Origin of the sequence: Pseudarthrobacter sp. W1I19 (genome assembly GCF_030817835.1) — a bacterium.
Lineage (GTDB): Bacteria > Actinomycetota > Actinomycetes > Actinomycetales > Micrococcaceae > Arthrobacter.
This window is the reverse complement of the sequence record NZ_JAUSZR010000001.1, coordinates 3,621,555-3,639,271: the sequence shown is the minus strand read 5'-3', so window position 1 is coordinate 3,639,271 and position 17,717 is coordinate 3,621,555. Positions and strand designations below refer to the sequence as shown.

The window sequence follows — 17,717 nt, the reverse complement described above, 5'->3', positions numbered from 1 at the left end:
ATGAACCAGCCCATCCTTACCCCCGCCCTGACCGCGCTGCTTCAGGAATGGCTTCCGAGGCAACGCTGGTTCCCCGTCAAAACCCCCGGATTCGAGGTAGCACAGGCAGGCAGCCTGGGGCTGGAAGATCCCACCGGCCACGCCGCGCTGGCGGTGTTCCTCCTGAAAGTCACCACCAAGGGAGCCGACGGCGGCCGGCGCACCGAAGTGGTGCAGGTCCCCCTGAGCTTCCGGCCCGCACCGGCCGCGGGCATGGAGCGGGCGCTGATCGGCGAGGCCGCCGGCACTGATCCTTCCAGGCCATGGGTCTATGACGCAGTGCACGACCCGGACTTTGTGGGTGCCTGGCTTGAACTCATGCGCGGCGGGGAGAAGGCGCCCAGCGGCACCGCCGCCGGGTTCCGTACCCCGGGAGGGCCCAGGCTGCCCACGGCGCGCGGCGTGGTCAAAGTGCTGTCTGGAGAGCAGTCCAACAGTTCGGTGATCGTGGACGACGGCGAATCAGCCGCCATCGTGAAGTTCTTTCGTGTCCTCTCGGAAGGAACCAATCCCGAAGTTGAAGTGGGTGCCGCCCTCACTTCCGCGGGTACAGCTGAAGTTCCAGCCACCCTCGGCTGGGTCCGCGGCGAGTGGTTGGCCCAAGGTCTTCCTTCCCCTAACGGCACTGCTGCGGGTTCAAGGCATGCGGAGGGGGAGTTGGCGGTTGCGCACGAGTTCCTGGCCGGCGGGCTCGATGCCTGGCGCCTGGCTGTTGATGCGGCGCGGTCCGGAACGGACTTTACGGCGGAGGCGCGCGCTCTCGGAGCCGCCACGGCAACCGTCCACCGCCGGCTCGCCGAAGCACTCGGACAATCCGAGGAGGCTGAGCCCGGTAAGGTGATCGCGCCGGCAGTAGCCCAGCGCGTCCGGCAGGCGTGGGCCGAAGCCGCCTCCGCCGTCGGGCCCTATGGCACGGCATTGGACGCCTTGCTGGAGGGGCTCGACGGCGTCCCTGCCGGTCCGCTGCAGCGGATCCACGGGGACCTCCACCTCGGCCAGATCCTCCAGGTTCCGGGGCAGGCGGGGGCGGCGCCACGCTGGGCCATCCTCGACTTCGAAGGCGAACCGCTGCGTCCCATCGCCGAACGCAACGTTCCCGACGTTCCCCTCCGCGACGTGGTGGGAATGCTCCGGTCCTTCGACTACGCGGCGGGGGCCGCCCAGCGCGAGCAGGAGGGCGCGCAGGTGCCCGCCTCCTGGGTTGACGACTGCGCCGATGCCTTCCTTGCCGGCTACGCGGAGGTTACGCCGGGCACGGTGGACAAGGACGCGCCCCTCTTTGTGGCATTGTGGCTGGACAAGGCGCTGTACGAAGTAGTTTATGAAATGCGTAACAGGCCCGACTGGCTGGCGATCCCCGTGAACGCCGCCAGGCGGCTCCTCAGCGGTAACGGCGCCATCCAACAGACCGGCGCAGCATCGGAAGGTAACGAAATGACAGGCTCAGCACGAACCGACCATCCCGGGGTGCCGCTGCATGTGGATGCAGGCATCTTGGGCAAGATCGCGAACGGCGAACACCACGCCCCCCATTCCGTCCTCGGGGCGCACCTGGACGACTACGGCCACGTCACCATCCGCACCGTGAAGCATCTGGCCGAGTCCGTCACCGTGATCACGGCCGCGGGCGAGGTTCCCATGGAGCATGAAGCCCATGGCGTGTGGGTAGCCGTGATGGAGCCCCTGCAGCAAGGCCACGTCCCGGACTACCGCCTTGCCGTCACGTATGCGGGCGCCGAACCCGTCATCGTGGACGAGCCGTACCGCTACCTGCCCACCGTGGGTGAAGTTGACCTGCACCTTATCGGCGAGGGCCGGCATGAGAAGCTCTGGCAGGTGCTTGGTGCGCACGTCCAGCACTACAAGTCCTCCCTCGGCGACGTAGACGGTGTTTCCTTTGCCGTTTGGGCACCCAACGCGCAGGCCGTGCGGATCAAGGGAGACTTCAACGGCTGGGACGGCCGCGAGAATTCGCTCCGCTCCCTGGGCTCATCCGGTGTCTGGGAAATCTTCATTCCCGGTGTCACAGCCGGTGCATGCTACAAGTTCGAGATCCGCACCCGGTCCGGCCACTGGGTGGAAAAGGCCGACCCGCTCGCGTTCGGAACCGAGGTCCCGCCGCTGACCGCCTCCCGTGTTGTGGAGCCCTCGTACGCCTTCAAGGACGACGAATGGATGGAAGCCCGGGCCCAGCGGGATCCGCAAAACTCGGCCATGAGCGTCTACGAAGTCCACCTCGGTTCCTGGCGGCTGGGGCTCGGCTACAAGGAACTGGCCAAAGAGCTGGTGGACTACGTCAAGTGGCTTGGCTTCACCCATGTGGAATTCATGCCCGTGGCGGAGCATCCCTTCGGTGGTTCCTGGGGCTACCAGGTCACCTCGTACTTCGCCCCCACCTCCCGGTTCGGCCATCCGGACGAATTCCGGTACCTGGTGGACGCACTCCACCAGGCCGGAATCGGTGTCCTGCTGGACTGGGTGCCGGCACACTTCCCCAAGGACGCATGGGCTCTGGCCCAGTTCGACGGCGAGCCCCTCTATGAGCACTCCGATCCGGCTTTGGGTGAGCACCCGGACTGGGGGACGTTGATCTTTGATTTCGGCCGGACAGAGGTGCGCAACTTCCTTGTGGCCAATGCCCTGTACTGGCTGGAAGAGTTCCACATCGACGGCCTGCGGGTGGACGCCGTAGCATCCATGCTCTACCTGGACTACTCCCGCGAGGAGGGCCAGTGGCGGCCCAACCGTTTCGGCGGCCGGGAGAACCTGGAAGCCATTTCCTTCCTGCAGGAAGTCAACGCCACTGTGTACAAGACGCACCCCGGGGCCGTCATGATTGCAGAGGAATCCACTGCATTCCCGGGCGTCACTGCCCCCACCAGCCACGGCGGGCTGGGCTTTGGCCTGAAGTGGAACATGGGCTGGATGCACGATTCCCTCAAGTACGCCTCCGAGGATCCGGTCAACCGCAAGTGGCACCACGGCACGGTCACGTTCTCCCTTGTATATGCCTTCACCGAGAACTTCCTGCTGCCCATCAGCCACGATGAGGTAGTGCACGGCAAGGGCTCCATGCTCCGGAAGATGCCCGGCGACCGTTGGCAGCAGCTGGCCAACCTGCGCGCCTTCCTGGCATACCAGTGGGCCCACCCGGGCAAGCAGCTCATCTTTATGGGCACGGAATTCGGCCAGGAAGCGGAATGGTCTGAACAGCACGGCCTCGACTGGTGGCTTGCGGACATTCCGGCCCACAAGGGAATCCAGCTGCTGACCAAGGACCTCAACGAGCTCTACGCGTCCACTCCCGCGCTCTACACCCGGGACAACGAACCGGGGGGCTTCCAGTGGATCAACGGGGGAGACGCGGACCGCAACGTTCTCTCGTTCATCCGGTGGGACAAGGAGGGCAACCCCCTGGTGTGCGCCATCAACTTCTCTGGCGCGCCGCATGCCGGCTACACGCTGGGAGTGCCGGAGGCAGGTGTCTGGACCGAGGTGCTCAACACCGACTCCACCACTTACGGAGGATCCGGGGTGCTCAACAACGGAGAACTGAAGGCCACCGGGGAAGGGCAGGACGGACAGCCGGCCACCCTGAGCGTCACCTTGCCGCCGCTTGGTGCTGCCTACTTCAAGCCGGGTACATCAGCCGCTGGCTGACCCTTGGTTCCAAGTGTTGACGAACGGCCCGGAATCCTCGTGGTTCCGGGCTTTTTCGTGGCCGGGGGCCCGCGCTGCCTTGTATGCCGGGCAGGCCCGGTTGGCCATCCCGGCAGAGTGGTGGTAGAGTTTATTTCCGCGCTGGTCCACAGAGTCAGCCGGAAAAACCGAAACTCAAGCCTCACGGCAATCAGGGTTGCGGACGCCGGTTTGACAAGTGAGAAGCCAGCCGGTAAGTTTGAAAAGTTGCTCCGGAGCGATCCTCGACTGGTAGATGTTGTGGTGGTGCCGGGTGTGTCTGTTGTTTGAGAACTCAATAGTGTGCCAAGTTTGTTGATACCAATTGTTTTAGTGATTGGTTGAATTGACCGGGCTTGTCCGCCCCTGTGGGTGGGTCTGGTTTTTACAGCTGGTTTCAAATTTTGCAGCCTGGTTTCCGCGTTTTCCCGTGGTTTCTTGGTTGTGTTCGTTTTTGTTTTACTTCAACGGAGAGTTTGATCCTGGCTCAGGATGAACGCTGGCGGCGTGCTTAACACATGCAAGTCGAACGATGATCTCCAGCTTGCTGGGGGGATTAGTGGCGAACGGGTGAGTAACACGTGAGTAACCTGCCCTTAACTCTGGGATAAGCCTGGGAAACTGGGTCTAATACCGGATATGACTGATCATCGCATGGTGGTTGGTGGAAAGCTTTTTGTGGTTTTGGATGGACTCGCGGCCTATCAGCTTGTTGGTGAGGTAATGGCTTACCAAGGCGACGACGGGTAGCCGGCCTGAGAGGGTGACCGGCCACACTGGGACTGAGACACGGCCCAGACTCCTACGGGAGGCAGCAGTGGGGAATATTGCACAATGGGCGAAAGCCTGATGCAGCGACGCCGCGTGAGGGATGACGGCCTTCGGGTTGTAAACCTCTTTCAGTAGGGAAGAAGCGAAAGTGACGGTACCTGCAGAAGAAGCGCCGGCTAACTACGTGCCAGCAGCCGCGGTAATACGTAGGGCGCAAGCGTTATCCGGAATTATTGGGCGTAAAGAGCTCGTAGGCGGTTTGTCGCGTCTGCCGTGAAAGTCCGGGGCTCAACTCCGGATCTGCGGTGGGTACGGGCAGACTAGAGTGATGTAGGGGAGACTGGAATTCCTGGTGTAGCGGTGAAATGCGCAGATATCAGGAGGAACACCGATGGCGAAGGCAGGTCTCTGGGCATTAACTGACGCTGAGGAGCGAAAGCATGGGGAGCGAACAGGATTAGATACCCTGGTAGTCCATGCCGTAAACGTTGGGCACTAGGTGTGGGGGACATTCCACGTTTTCCGCGCCGTAGCTAACGCATTAAGTGCCCCGCCTGGGGAGTACGGCCGCAAGGCTAAAACTCAAAGGAATTGACGGGGGCCCGCACAAGCGGCGGAGCATGCGGATTAATTCGATGCAACGCGAAGAACCTTACCAAGGCTTGACATGAACCGGAAACGCCTGGAAACAGGTGCCCCGCTTGCGGTCGGTTTACAGGTGGTGCATGGTTGTCGTCAGCTCGTGTCGTGAGATGTTGGGTTAAGTCCCGCAACGAGCGCAACCCTCGTTCTATGTTGCCAGCACGTGATGGTGGGGACTCATAGGAGACTGCCGGGGTCAACTCGGAGGAAGGTGGGGACGACGTCAAATCATCATGCCCCTTATGTCTTGGGCTTCACGCATGCTACAATGGCCGGTACAAAGGGTTGCGATACTGTGAGGTGGAGCTAATCCCAAAAAGCCGGTCTCAGTTCGGATTGGGGTCTGCAACTCGACCCCATGAAGTCGGAGTCGCTAGTAATCGCAGATCAGCAACGCTGCGGTGAATACGTTCCCGGGCCTTGTACACACCGCCCGTCAAGTCACGAAAGTTGGTAACACCCGAAGCCGGTGGCCTAACCCCTTGTGGGAGGGAGCTGTCGAAGGTGGGACTGGCGATTGGGACTAAGTCGTAACAAGGTAGCCGTACCGGAAGGTGCGGCTGGATCACCTCCTTTCTAAGGAGCACCTACAGATCATTTGCTGCCGCGTATGTGGTGGTGGGGGTTTGTCAGGAGTATATGCCCGTTGCGCAGACGCAAGTTCTGCGGCGGGTGCTCAAGGGTGGAATATCAACAAATAGCGGCTGCTTGTTCTTCTCCTTGTCTAGTACGGATGCCTTTGGGTGTCCTGGAACGGTGCGGGAGCGGGGTGGGTGGTTTAGTGTTTGGCACACTGTTGGGTCCTGAGGCAACAGGGCCGGGGGTTGCTGCGGTTTTGGTCGTGGTGGTTTTCCGGGTTTGTTTGTTTCTGGTTTTCCTGGCTGCACCGGTCATGCATGTTGTGTGTGTGGGGTGTGTGGTTGGGGTTGTTGTTTGAGAACTACATAGTGGACGCGAGCATCTTTTATAAGAAGCAATTTCCAAGAATATGAACCTGGATCTGGCTGCGCTGTTGGCACCTCTTTTTGGGGTGTTGGGGTGTGGTTGGTTTTCGTGGTTCTCTCGTGAATTAGTTTTTTGATCTTTTGTGGTCAAGTTTTTAAGAGCACACGGTGGATGCCTTGGCATTAGGAGCCGAAGAAGGACGTAGGAATCTGCGATAAGCCTGGGGGAGTCGATAACCGGACTGTGATCCCAGGGTGTCCGAATGGGGAAACCCCGCCAGGGGCGCGAGTTGCCTGGTGACCCGCATCTGAACACATAGGGTGCGTGGAGGGAACGCGGGGAAGTGAAACATCTCAGTACCCGCAGGAAGAGAAAACAATAGTGATTCCGTTAGTAGTGGCGAGCGAACGCGGATCAGGCTAAACCGTTCCATGTGTGATAGCCGGCGGGCGTTGCATGGTCGGGGTTGTGGGACTTTCCGTTCTGTCTCTGCCGGGACAGTGGGGTGTGATGTGCAGGCATAGGTGAACGGTCTTGAAAGGCCGGCCAGAGAGGGTGTGAGCCCCGTAACCGTAATGTTGTGTACCGCCTGGAGAGTATCCCAAGTAGCACGGGGCCCGAGAAATCCCGTGTGAATCTGTCAGGACCACCTGATAAGCCTAAATACTCCCTAATGACCGATAGCGGACCAGTACCGTGAGGGAAAGGTGAAAAGTACCCCGGGAGGGGAGTGAAACAGTACCTGAAACCGTGTGCTTACAATCCGTCGGAGCAACCTTAGTAGTTGTGACGGCGTGCCTTTTGAAGAATGAGCCTGCGAGTTAGTGTTACGTCGCGAGGTTAACCCGTGTGGGGAAGCCGTAGCGAAAGCGAGTCTGAATAGGGCGTTGCAGTGGCGTGATCTAGACCCGAAGCGAAGTGATCTACCCATGGCCAGGTTGAAGCGACGGTAAGACGTCGTGGAGGACCGAACCCACTTCAGTTGAAAATGGAGGGGATGAGCTGTGGGTAGGGGTGAAAGGCCAATCAAACTTCGTGATAGCTGGTTCTCCCCGAAATGCATTTAGGTGCAGCGTTGCGTGTTTCTTGCTGGAGGTAGAGCTACTGGATGGCTAATGGGCCCTACAAGGTTACTGACGTCAGCCAAACTCCGAATGCCGGTAAGTGAGAGCGCAGCAGTGAGACTGTGGGGGATAAGCTTCATAGTCGAGAGGGAAACAGCCCAGACCACCAACTAAGGCCCCTAAGCGTGTGCTAAGTGGGAAAGGATGTGGAGTTGCTCAGACAACCAGGAGGTTGGCTTAGAAGCAGCCATCCTTAAAAGAGTGCGTAATAGCTCACTGGTCAAGTGATTCCGCGCCGACAATGTAGCGGGGCTCAAGTACACCGCCGAAGTTGTGGCATTCAAATATTAGCTAAGCCCTTGTGGTTCAGGCGTTTGGATGGGTAGGGGAGCGTCGTGTGGGCAGTGAAGTCGCGGTGTAAACCAGCGGTGGAGCCTACACGAGTGAGAATGCAGGCATGAGTAGCGAAAGACGGGTGAGAAACCCGTCCGCCGAATGATCAAGGGTTCCAGGGTCAAGCTAATCTGCCCTGGGTAAGTCGGGACCTAAGGCGAGGCCGACAGGCGTAGTCGATGGACAACGGGTTGATATTCCCGTACCGGCGAAAAACCGCCCATGCTGAACAGGGGATACTAACTGCCCGAGACCTGCCCGACACCCCTTGTGGGTGAAGGGTTTTGGTGGAGCGCAGGACCTGATCCTGGGAGGCAAGCGTATTAACAGGTGTGACGCAGGAAGGTAGCCGAGCCGGGCGATGGTTGTCCCGGTCTAAGGATGTAGGGCGAACGGTAGGCAAATCCGCTGTTCATGATGCCTGAGATCTGATGGGACCCCCGTTTGGGGGGATTTGGTGATCCTATGCTGCCGAGAAAAGCATCGACGCGAGGTTTTAGCCGCCCGTACCCCAAACCGACACAGGTGATCAGGTAGAGAATACTAAGGCGATCGAGAGAATTATGGTTAAGGAACTCGGCAAAATGCCCCCGTAACTTCGGGAGAAGGGGGGCCCCAACCTTGAACGGACTACGCGTCCGGGAGGGGATCGGGGCCGCAGAGACCAGGGGGAAGCGACTGTTTACTAAAAACACAGGTCCGTGCGAAGTCGCAAGACGATGTATACGGACTGACTCCTGCCCGGTGCTGGAAGGTTAAGAGGACCGGTTAGCCTCACGGCGAAGCTGAGAATTTAAGCCCCAGTAAACGGCGGTGGTAACTATAACCATCCTAAGGTAGCGAAATTCCTTGTCGGGTAAGTTCCGACCTGCACGAATGGAGTAACGACTTCCCCGCTGTCTCAACCATAAACTCGGCGAAATTGCAGTACGAGTAAAGATGCTCGTTACGCGCAGCAGGACGGAAAGACCCCGAGACCTTTACTATAGTTTGGTATTGGTGTTCGGAGTGGCTTGTGTAGGATAGGTGGGAGACGTTGAAGCCCGGACGCCAGTTCGGGTGGAGTCATCGTTGAAATACCACTCTGGTCACTTTGGACATCTAACTTCGGCCCGTAATCCGGGTCAGGGACAGTGCCTGATGGGTAGTTTAACTGGGGCGGTTGCCTCCTAAAAAGTAACGGAGGCGCCCAAAGGTTCCCTCAGCCTGGTTGGCAATCAGGTGTCGAGTGTAAGTGCACAAGGGAGCTTGACTGTGAGAGAGACATCTCGAGCAGGGACGAAAGTCGGGACTAGTGATCCGGCGGTACATTGTGGAATGGCCGTCGCTCAACGGATAAAAGGTACCTCGGGGATAACAGGCTGATCTTGCCCAAGAGTCCATATCGACGGCATGGTTTGGCACCTCGATGTCGGCTCGTCGCATCCTGGGGCTGGAGTAGGTCCCAAGGGTTGGGCTGTTCGCCCATTAAAGCGGTACGCGAGCTGGGTTTAGAACGTCGTGAGACAGTTCGGTCCCTATCCGCTGCGCGCGCAGGAAATTTGAGAAGGGCTGTCCTTAGTACGAGAGGACCGGGACGGACGAACCTCTGGTGTGTCAGTTGTACTGCCAAGTGCACCGCTGATTAGCTACGTTCGGATGGGATAACCGCTGAAAGCATCTAAGCGGGAAGCTCGCTTCAAGATGAGATTTCCATACACCTTGTGTGTGAGAGGCCCCCAGCCAGACCACTGGGTTGATAGGCCGGATGTGGAAGCGAGGACTAACGACTCGTGAAGCTGACCGGTACTAATAGGCCGATAACTTACACCACACACCCACCCCGCAAACGGATTCAAAAGCGTTTGCACCCGGGGCGGGTAAAAAGATAAACAAGACTGCTTGCGTCCACTATGTGGTTCCCAAACAACAAACCAAACACGTTTGTTGCCAGGGAACAAAAACACAAAACTACATAACAACACCACAGCTCTGCCTAACAAGGAGAGCATGTTGTAACCACAAGATTTCCCACCCACCACGGCGCAAAGCCCTGGGGGAACGGGTAGAAGGGTTACGGCGGTCATAGCGTGGGGGAAACGCCCGGTCCCATTCCGAACCCGGAAGCTAAGACCCACAGCGCCGATGGTACTGCACCCGGGAGGGTGTGGGAGAGTAGGTCACCGCCGGACATAAATTGAAGAAGTAGGGCCCTGACAAGAGACGTCAGGGCCCTACTCTGCTTTAACCACCAAAACCCGCTGAGCTATCAGATACAGTCCCCACCCGGCCTTCAAAACGACGATAACTGATACCGCAACGCCCCATCACGTCCTGCACTGAACCGGCGGACGCCCCATCACCTCCCGCACAGGATTCGAAAAACCCTCCATCACCTCCGGCAGTACATCAGGCAACCCCTGATCACCTCTTGCGCAACTCAGCCATCACTTCGCCGGAGGAGCCGACAGGGCGTTGTAAGGAAAGTCGCAGGAGGTGATGGCGCGTTGGAAGAAGAGCCGCAGGACATGATGGCGCGTTGGGATACAGCAGCGAGCAGGTAGTGGGCGCGTTGCGGGGAGGGCTGCACGGGTAGAGTTGGGCACCATGAACAGCCTCTTCAGCCACGGCGCCGAGCCGTTTGGAAGCGATGACCAGCCGGCCCTTGAGCTCCTGGAACCGGTGGTCAACACCATCACCGTTCCGGGCACCGTGGCCCACGCCTTCGCCGGCTTTACCGACCATACGCACCTGTGGTGGCCGCTGGAATCATTCGGCGTCTACGGCGCCGGCTCCTATGTTGAGTTCGAGGAGAACCTGATCCTCGAAACAGCTGATGACGGCCGGACCAGCATCTGGGGAACGCTTGATGACTGGCAGCCGCCTTTGTCCTTCCATGCCACCTGGCACCCGGGATCCACAGCGCTCTGGTCCACCGAGCTTCGGGTGGCCTTCAGGGCGGTAGGGGAAGGCACCGAGGTGCGGGTGTTCCACGAAGGCTGGGAAGGGGCCGAGGACCCCTCGGCGGAGCGCAAGCGGTACGCTGAGGCCTGGCCGGACATCCTTGCCAGGTATGCCCGGTTCATGGGCGCTCCCGAAGAAGGAGTTTCAGACACCAGCGGGAACCAGGACGGCTAAGGGCCGGCCGGAGGCACAGCTGTACTCGTCCTGATGACAAACTCGGTCGGGAACTCCTGGTCAGCTGCCGGTGGCACTGATCCATCATCGGAGCCGTTCGGGCCAACCTCAAGCAACTGCAGCGCAGTGGCGGCCGCCAGGACTCCCTGCCTGCGGGGATCCTGGTCCACGGTGGTCAGGCCGAACGTCTCGCCCAGCTCGTGTCCATCCATGCCCACCACTGAGAGATCCCGGGGAACCTGCAATCCAAAGTCCCGGGCCGCAAGAATCGTACCCACCGCCATTTCGTCGGAGGCTGCAAAAATCGCGGTGGGCCGCTCCGTGGCACCGCCCAGCAGCCGACGTGCCGCCGCGTAGGCGCCCTGGACTGTGAAGTCAGCGCTGATCTGCCACTCAGGCCGGATTTCCAAGGCAGCTGCCGCCATGGCCTTTTGGTATCCGCCCTGACGGATGCCGGGCAGCTTGAAGTCCTGGTTCAGCGCTGCGTCGCCGGTGACATGGCCTATCCGGGTGTGGCCAAGCCGGATCAAATGATCAGTGGCCATCCGCGCCAGCCGTTCGTCGTCGATCCTGATAGTGGAAGCCCCCGGCAAGGTGCCACCGATACCCACGATGGGGCGGTGCACAGCCAGCAGCTGCTGGATTTCGGCGTCGGTCAGCACCAGGGCTACTGCAATGACCGCATCCAGGCGCTTCCTGAGCAGGAAATCGTTGAGCACACTGTGCCGGCGTTCGGGCTGGTCGCCCACCTTGTACAGAGTGAGGTCGTAGCCGGCATCCAGCAGGGTCCCAGACACGCCCTCCAGCACTGAGGAGAAGTACCACCGGTGAATGGACGGGACCACCAGGCCGATGTTGTGGTTCCGGCCGGAGGCAAGGCTGGCCGCGTGATAGGACGGGACGAACCCCAGTTCCCCCGCCGCCTCCATCGCCAGCTTCCGGCTCTTCGCAGAGACATTGGGCTTGCCGCTCAACGCCCGCGAGACGGTGGCGATGGACAGCCCTGCCCTGTCTGCGACGTCCTTGATACCCGCCATACTCAGGGAGCGGAAGTAAGGCTGATCCAGGCGGTCTCGCCGGACGCCAGCAGGCCTTCCGGACCGGAGGGGACGCTGCGGACCAGGACCTGCCCTGCAGGCATCTCCAGCGGTTCGTGGTTGAGGTTCATAAGCACCAGCGTAGTGCCGTTGACGTACCCCAAGGATGAGCCGGTGCACCAATCCTCCGCCCATGCCAGGGAGCCCCGCCCCAGGTCCAGCTCACGGCGCACCGCCAGCATGGTCCGGTAAAGAGCAAGGTGCGACGACGGTGAGCCGGCCTGTACGTCCCGCGCCCATTGTTCAAAGGAGGCAGGAAGGGGCAGCCAGGGGTCCTCGCCGTGCCCGAAGCCGAAGTGGGGTTCGCCTGCGCGCCACGGCAGCGGAACCCGGCAGCCGTCCCTGCCCAGCCGCTGCCCGCCGGTACGGGCGAACGTGGGGTCCTGGCGCAGGTGCTCGGGGATGTCGATACCGTCCGGCAGGCCGAGCTCTTCACCCTGGTAGACATACGCCCCGCCGGGCAGTCCCAGCATAAAAAGCGAGGCGGCCGCCGCCCGCTGCCGGCCCAGGGCGGTGTCAGGCTGCGGATCCGCCGGACCGATGCCGTCGCCGTCGCGGGGCCCCTGCCCGTTGTAGCCGAAGCGGCTGGCATGCCGGACGACGTCGTGGTTGGACAGCACCCAGGTGCTGGGAGCCCCCACGCCATCCAGGACCGTCAGGGAATCGGTGATGACCGAGCGCAGCCGGTAAACGTCCAGCCCCGCGTGCAGGTACGGGAAGTTGAACGCCTGATGCATTTCGTCCGGCCTAACCCAGTGCGCCAGCCGGGGAAGGTCAACGCTCGCTTCCGCGCACAGGATCCGGTCGGGGCCGTAGCCGTCCAGAATCTGTCGCCAGCTGCGGTAGATGTCGTGGATTGCCGGCTGCCCGAACATCGGCGCCTCGTGGCCGGGGAAGCCGTCTGAACTTCCGCCGTCGGGGCGTCCGCCCCAGGCGGGGAGGCCAGGCGCCTTGACCAGCGCGTGGGCCACGTCCACCCGGAAGCCGGAAACGCCGCGGTCCAGCCAGAACCGGAGGATCCGTTCGAACTCAGCGTGTACGGCAGGGTTGTCCCAGTTGAAGTCCGGCTGGGATGAATCGAAAAGGTGGAGGTACCACTGGTCCGGCTGGCCGTCCGGGCCCGTTACCCGCGTCCAGGCGGGGCCGCCGAAGTGGGACTGCCAGTTGTTGGGCGGCTCGTGTCCCTCGGGTCCGTTTCCGTCGCGGAAGATAAACATGTCCCGCTCCGGGCTGCCTGCAGGCGCGGCCAGGGCTGCCTGGAACAGCGCATGCTGGTCGGAGCAGTGGTTTGGTACGAGGTCCACGATGACCCGCAGGCCCAGCCGGTGGGATTCGGCCATCATCACGTCGAAGTCGCCGAGGGTGCCGAAGATCGGGTCCACGTCGCAGTAGTCGCTGACGTCGTACCCGGCGTCGCGCTGCGGGGACCGGTAGAAGGGGGACAGCCACATGGCATCCACGCCAAGGTCCGCCAGGTGGGGCAGCTCCTCGGTGATGCCCGCGAGGTCGCCCACGCCGTCGCCATTGAGGTCCCGGAACGAGCGGGGGTACACCTGGTAGATCACGGCAGACCGCCACCAGCCCGGCTGGTTGTCGGGAGCGTGGATCAGGGTCAGGGGACCGGCGGCGGCGGGTGTCAAAGTTTCGACAGACATAGGCCCAAGCTTAGGCGGGCCGTCCATGGAAACGCTTCCATCCTTATTTTGAGGGTGGCAGGGACGTAAGTCGCATTTCCGCTGGTCAGGACTGGAAGCGCTTGCAGAAGTGTTACGCACAGGGGCCCATAAACTGATGGAAAACGTGCGACGGCGGATGGAGGCTTTGTGGGAAGCGTGGCAGTTCAGGAGCTGGAGGCCGGCCTGGCGAGTGGTCAGGTGGACCGGGAAGAGACCACGCTCATCCGGTATGCGGTGGACCAGGCGCCGATCCTTGACTACCAGCTGCCGTTGGCAGTGGTGTTTCCGGAGTCGGTGGAAGACGTCCAGGCAGTAGTACGGATATGCGCCGCTGCCAGGGTGGCAATCGTGCCCCGCGGGGCGGGAACCGGCGTTTCCGGCGGCGCCCATGCCACCAAGGGCTGCGTCATCCTGTCCCTCGAGCGGATGGACCGGATCCTTGCGCTGAACCCGGATGATGAAACAGCAGTGGTGGAGCCGGGCGTCATCAACGCGGTACTTAATGAAGCCGCAGCGCAACACGGACTGATGTATGCGCCGGACCCCGCCAGCTTCCGCAGCTCCACCATTGGCGGAAATGTGGCGACGAACGCCGGCGGGCTGCGGTGCGCCAAGTACGGCGTCACCCGGGACTCCGTGCTTGCGCTGGACGTGGTCCTGGCGGACGGCTCGCTCCTGCACACCGGTCACCAGACGTTCAAGGGCGTGGCCGGGTACGATCTGACCGGCCTCTTCGTGGGGTCGGAAGGAACGCTGGGCGTCGTGGTGGGCGTGACGGTGCGTCTCAAGTACCTTCCCCGGGAAGTGCACACCATCGCAGCCTTCTACCCGGACTTCCGGCAAGCCGCAGCCGGAGTGCTGGCCGTGGGCAGGGCGCGCGTCCAGCCCGCCATCATGGAACTGCTCGACGGCGGCACGCTGGCACAGCTGGATGACATCCACGGGTCGGACCTCGCCGCCCGGGGCCGCTCCCTGCTGCTGATCCAGACCGACGGCTTCGGCGCCGCCGCCGAGGCCCGGATGGTCCGCGAGGTCCTGGCAGCTGGCGGGGCAACCGTCACCACCGAAGCCAGTGCCGAAGCGGAACGGCTCGTGGAACTGCGGCGCCACAGCCGGGGCGTGGAAGTGGACGACGAGTACCGGGTGGGGGAGGACGTCGCCGTTCCCCGGTCCCGCCTGGTGGACTACGTGGCCGCCCTGGAGGCCATGGCCGTGCAGCACAACGTGCACCTCAAAGTGGTGGCCCACGCCGGCGACGGAAACCTGCATCCCACGTTCTGGATCGACCGGCAGGACAAGCTGGTGGACGAGGGAGCTCTGGAGCGGCTCCACCGGGCCCTGGATGAGTCCATCACGGCCGCCCTGGGCATGGGCGGCACCATCACTGGCGAACACGGCGTAGGGCAGTACAAACTGCGGTGGCTGGGCCAGGAGCAGCCGGAACCGCTTCGGGAACTCCAGCGCCGGATCAAGGACCTGTTCGATCCCGCAGGCATCCTGAACCCCGGAAAGGCGATCTAGCCTTTAGTCGTCCACGTCCGGGTATTCGTCGATGGATTCCTCGTCGCCGTACCGGGACTCTTCCGTTTCCACCTCGAGGATTTTCAGCAGCCCGGTGGGCGGGTTCAGCATAATGGCCGCCTCATCCCGGCGGTGCCGCAGGATGGAGTCGATGTAGGACTGAACGGCTTCGGCGAGGGGGATGTGCCGTTCCTGTTTTTCGGACATATACCAGCGGTGTTCGAGGACCTCGTGCACCACTTCGGCGGGCTCCAGCTTGCCGGACAGGTCCCGCGGAATGGACCTCACAATGGGCTCGAAGACCTGGCTGACCCACAGGTGGGCGCTGTATTCCTCGTCCATGTCAGGGTTGTTGTCCGCCCGGAATGTATCCATGTCGTTGAGCAGGCGACGGGCCTGGTTTTCCTGGGCGTCAAGGCCGGTCAGCCGCAGCAGGCGCCTCATGTGGTGGCCGGCGTCAACCACCTTGGGCTGCAGCTGGATGGTGGACCCGTTCTGGGTGGTCTTGATGGCGTACTCTTCGACGTCGAAGCCGAGTTCGTTGAGCCGCCGGATGCGCGCGCCCACCCGCCATCGTTCGCCGAGTTCAAAGGATTCCTTCTCCGTCAGCTCAGCCCACAGGCGTCGGTAGCTGTCCATGATCAGCTCGCTGGTGGCCACGGGATCCACCTTCTCCTCGATCAACCCTCCGTCCAGCAGGTCCATCAGCTCACCGGCGATGTTCACGCGGGCGATTTCGAGATCGTACTCGCGCTGGCCGGTGGAAAGGTCCGGATACAGCTCGCCGGTTTCTGCATCCACCAGGTAGGCGGCAAACGCGCCTGCATCGCGGCGGAACAGGGTGTTGGACAAGGAAACGTCGCCCCAGTAGAAGCCAACCAGGTGCAGCCGCACCAGCAGCAGCGCCTGCGCGTCGATGAGCCTGGTGAGGGTGTCCTTGCGAAGCATCTGGGAGAAAAGGGCCCGGTAGGGCATGGAGAACTTCAGGTGACGCGTGACCAGGACGGGGTTCAGCGGTTTTCCGTCCAGGGTGGTGCGGCCGGTGATCACGGCCACCGGCTCAACGCACGGGACATCCAGCCTGGCCAGCTTGCGGAGCATGTGGTATTCGTGCCGGGCGACGTGCTCGGAGGTTTCCTTGATGGCGATGACCGAACCGCCAAGGTGGGCGAAGCGGACGATGTGCCGGGAGATGCCGCGGGGGAGGGCGGCCAGGTTTTCAGCCGGCCAGTCCTCCAGGGCGATGTGCCAGGGCAGGTCCAGCAGCTCGGGATCGGCCGCTGCTGCCGTGATGTTCAGGGAGCTGGCTGCCGAGACGACCTTGCCGTCGTCCGCACTCGCGGCCACAAACCGGGGCAATTTGCCCACCTGCGCATAGTCGGTGGGTTCGTCGTGCCACTGGGCGCTGTATTCCTCGGTCATGCGTCAATTCTTCCGTAGATAGGCGCGGCCAGCTAATTCTTCTGCAGGCACGGTTAAAGGCCGACGGCGGCCGTCCAGTAAGGAAGGCCGCCGTCGGTTCTATGCGGTGCTGTCCGGGGTTTCGACAAGCTCAACCACCGGACGGTGGGTGGGGCTTAATTGCCCAGGCGCAGGCCGGTCTTGGTGTCGAACAGGTGCACGTGGCCCGACTGGGGACGGACGTAGATGGACTCGCCCTTCATCGGAGGGCGGCGGCCGTCGACGCGAGCCACGATGTCGTGGTCCTTGCCGTCAAGGGTGGTGTGGCCGTAGACGTAAGCGTCGGCACCCAGCTCTTCGACGACGTCGACCTCAACCTTCAGGCCTTCACCGTGCGGTGCGGTCTCGAGGTCCTCGGGACGTGAACCCAGGGTCACGGTGGAGCCGTGTGCCTCTTCGAGGACGTCACGCGGAACGGGGTAAACGGTGCCGCCGAACTGGACGCCGCCGTCGACGACCGGCAGTTCCAGCAGGTTCATGGCGGGGGAGCCGATGAAGCCGGCGACGAAGACGTTCTTCGGGCGGTCGTAGAGGTTGCGCGGGGTGTCCACCTGCTGCAGGAGGCCGTCCTTCAGCACGGCAACGCGGTCGCCCATGGTCATGGCCTCGACCTGGTCGTGCGTCACGTAAACGGTGGTGACGCCCAGGCGGCGGGTCAGGGATGCGATCTGGGTGCGGGTCTGCACACGGAGCTTGGCGTCCAGGTTGGACAGCGGCTCATCCATGAGGAAGACCTGCGGGTTACGGACGATTGCGCGGCCCATGGCAACACGCTGGCGCTGACCGCCGGAGAGTGCCTTCGGCTTGCGGTCCAGGTAGGGCTCGAGGTCAAGGAGCTTGGCGGCTTCACGGACGCGCTCGGCACGCTCTTCCTTGGAAACGCCTGCAATCTTCAGGGCGAAGCCCATGTTGTCGGCCACAGTCATGTGCGGGTACAACGCGTAGTTCTGGAAAACCATTGCGATGTCGCGGTCCTTCGGGGGAACGTCGGTGACATCGCGGTCGCCAATGAGGATCCGGCCTGCGTTGACGTCCTCGAGGCCTGCGAGCATGCGCAGGGAGGTGGACTTACCGCAACCGGAGGGTCCAACGAGGACCAGGAATTCGCCATCGGCGATGTCGATGTTGAGCTTATCGACGGCGGGCTTTTCTGTGCCCGGGTACAGACGCGTAGCGTTATCAAAAGTAACTGTAGCCACAGTTATCAATCCCTTCACCGGCAGGTACGTGCCGGACGATCCGTTGTGAATGGAACATGCTTGTTCAGTTTTGTGCTGCAGACGCTTCCCGGCCAAAGGCCAGAAGACACCGAG

Annotated in this window: 7 protein-coding genes and 3 rRNA genes; 6 read left to right on the top strand and 4 right to left on the bottom strand. The window is 62.0% G+C overall.

Going from position 1 to position 17,717, the window contains the following annotated elements; translation table 11 throughout:
• The 5 genes from QF038_RS16755 to QF038_RS16735 all read left to right on the top strand — a co-directional run bounded on the left by QF038_RS16755 (position 1) and on the right by QF038_RS16735 (position 10,649).
• Positions 1 to 3,699, top strand: coding sequence for a 1,4-alpha-glucan branching enzyme (locus tag QF038_RS16755; RefSeq protein ID WP_307611455.1), 3,699 nt, complete (start codon positions 1 to 3; stop codon positions 3,697 to 3,699).
• 482 nt (positions 3,700 to 4,181) lie between these two features.
• Positions 4,182 to 5,706, top strand: a 16S ribosomal RNA gene (locus QF038_RS16750).
• Positions 5,707 to 6,219: 513 nt separating this feature from the next.
• Positions 6,220 to 9,345 (top strand): 23S ribosomal RNA (locus tag QF038_RS16745).
• A gap of 241 nt (positions 9,346 to 9,586) precedes the next feature.
• Positions 9,587 to 9,703 (top strand): 5S ribosomal RNA (gene rrf, locus QF038_RS16740).
• Together the 16S, 23S and 5S rRNA genes form the textbook arrangement of a ribosomal RNA operon.
• 415 nt (positions 9,704 to 10,118) lie before the next feature.
• The gene (locus QF038_RS16735) at positions 10,119 to 10,649 is read left to right on the top strand and encodes a hypothetical protein (RefSeq protein ID WP_307611453.1); all 531 of its coding nucleotides are present in this window, start codon (positions 10,119 to 10,121) and stop codon (positions 10,647 to 10,649) included.
• Here the strand turns inward: QF038_RS16735 and QF038_RS16730 are convergent.
• Together QF038_RS16730 and QF038_RS16725 are read right to left on the bottom strand one after the other, a co-directional pair.
• The gene (locus QF038_RS16730) at positions 10,646 to 11,686 is read right to left on the bottom strand and encodes a LacI family DNA-binding transcriptional regulator (RefSeq protein WP_307611452.1); all 1,041 of its coding nucleotides are present in this window, start codon (positions 11,684 to 11,686) and stop codon (positions 10,646 to 10,648) included. The genes QF038_RS16735 and QF038_RS16730 overlap by 4 nt on opposite strands.
• Positions 11,687 to 11,688: 2 nt before the next feature.
• Positions 11,689 to 13,401, bottom strand: a complete 1,713-nt coding sequence (locus QF038_RS16725; protein ID WP_307611450.1) for a glycoside hydrolase family 13 protein — start codon at positions 13,399 to 13,401, stop codon at positions 11,689 to 11,691.
• A gap of 168 nt (positions 13,402 to 13,569) precedes the next feature.
• Between QF038_RS16725 and QF038_RS16720 the strand changes: the two genes are divergently transcribed.
• Positions 13,570 to 14,943 (top strand): FAD-binding oxidoreductase, encoded by a 1,374-nt coding sequence (locus QF038_RS16720; protein ID WP_307611447.1) that lies wholly within the window; start codon positions 13,570 to 13,572, stop codon positions 14,941 to 14,943.
• Between the two features lie 3 nt (positions 14,944 to 14,946).
• Here the strand turns inward: QF038_RS16720 and QF038_RS16715 are convergent, their stop codons facing one another.
• Together QF038_RS16715 and QF038_RS16710 are read right to left on the bottom strand one after the other, a co-directional pair.
• A complete protein-coding gene (locus QF038_RS16715) occupies positions 14,947 to 16,365 on the bottom strand; it encodes a DUF4032 domain-containing protein (RefSeq protein WP_307611445.1) in 1,419 nt (472 codons plus the stop codon).
• A gap of 155 nt (positions 16,366 to 16,520) precedes the next feature.
• Entirely contained in the window at positions 16,521 to 17,603 is a 1,083-nt protein-coding gene (locus QF038_RS16710) for an ABC transporter ATP-binding protein (protein WP_307611443.1), read from the bottom strand.
• Positions 17,604 to 17,717: the final 114 nt, after the last annotated feature.

Excerpts from the sequence above, each read along its gene's own strand:
- QF038_RS16755 (WP_307611455.1), top strand. The coding sequence starts at position 1 with ATGAACCAGCCCATCCTTACCCCCGCCCTGACCGCGCTGCTTCAGGAA.
- QF038_RS16735 (WP_307611453.1), top strand. The coding sequence starts at position 10,119 with ATGAACAGCCTCTTCAGCCACGGCGCCGAGCCGTTTGGAAGCGATGAC.
- QF038_RS16730 (WP_307611452.1), bottom strand. The coding sequence starts at position 11,686 with ATGGCGGGTATCAAGGACGTCGCAGACAGGGCAGGGCTGTCCATCGCC.
- QF038_RS16725 (WP_307611450.1), bottom strand. The coding sequence starts at position 13,401 with ATGTCTGTCGAAACTTTGACACCCGCCGCCGCCGGTCCCCTGACCCTG.
- QF038_RS16715 (WP_307611445.1), bottom strand. The coding sequence starts at position 16,365 with ATGACCGAGGAATACAGCGCCCAGTGGCACGACGAACCCACCGACTAT.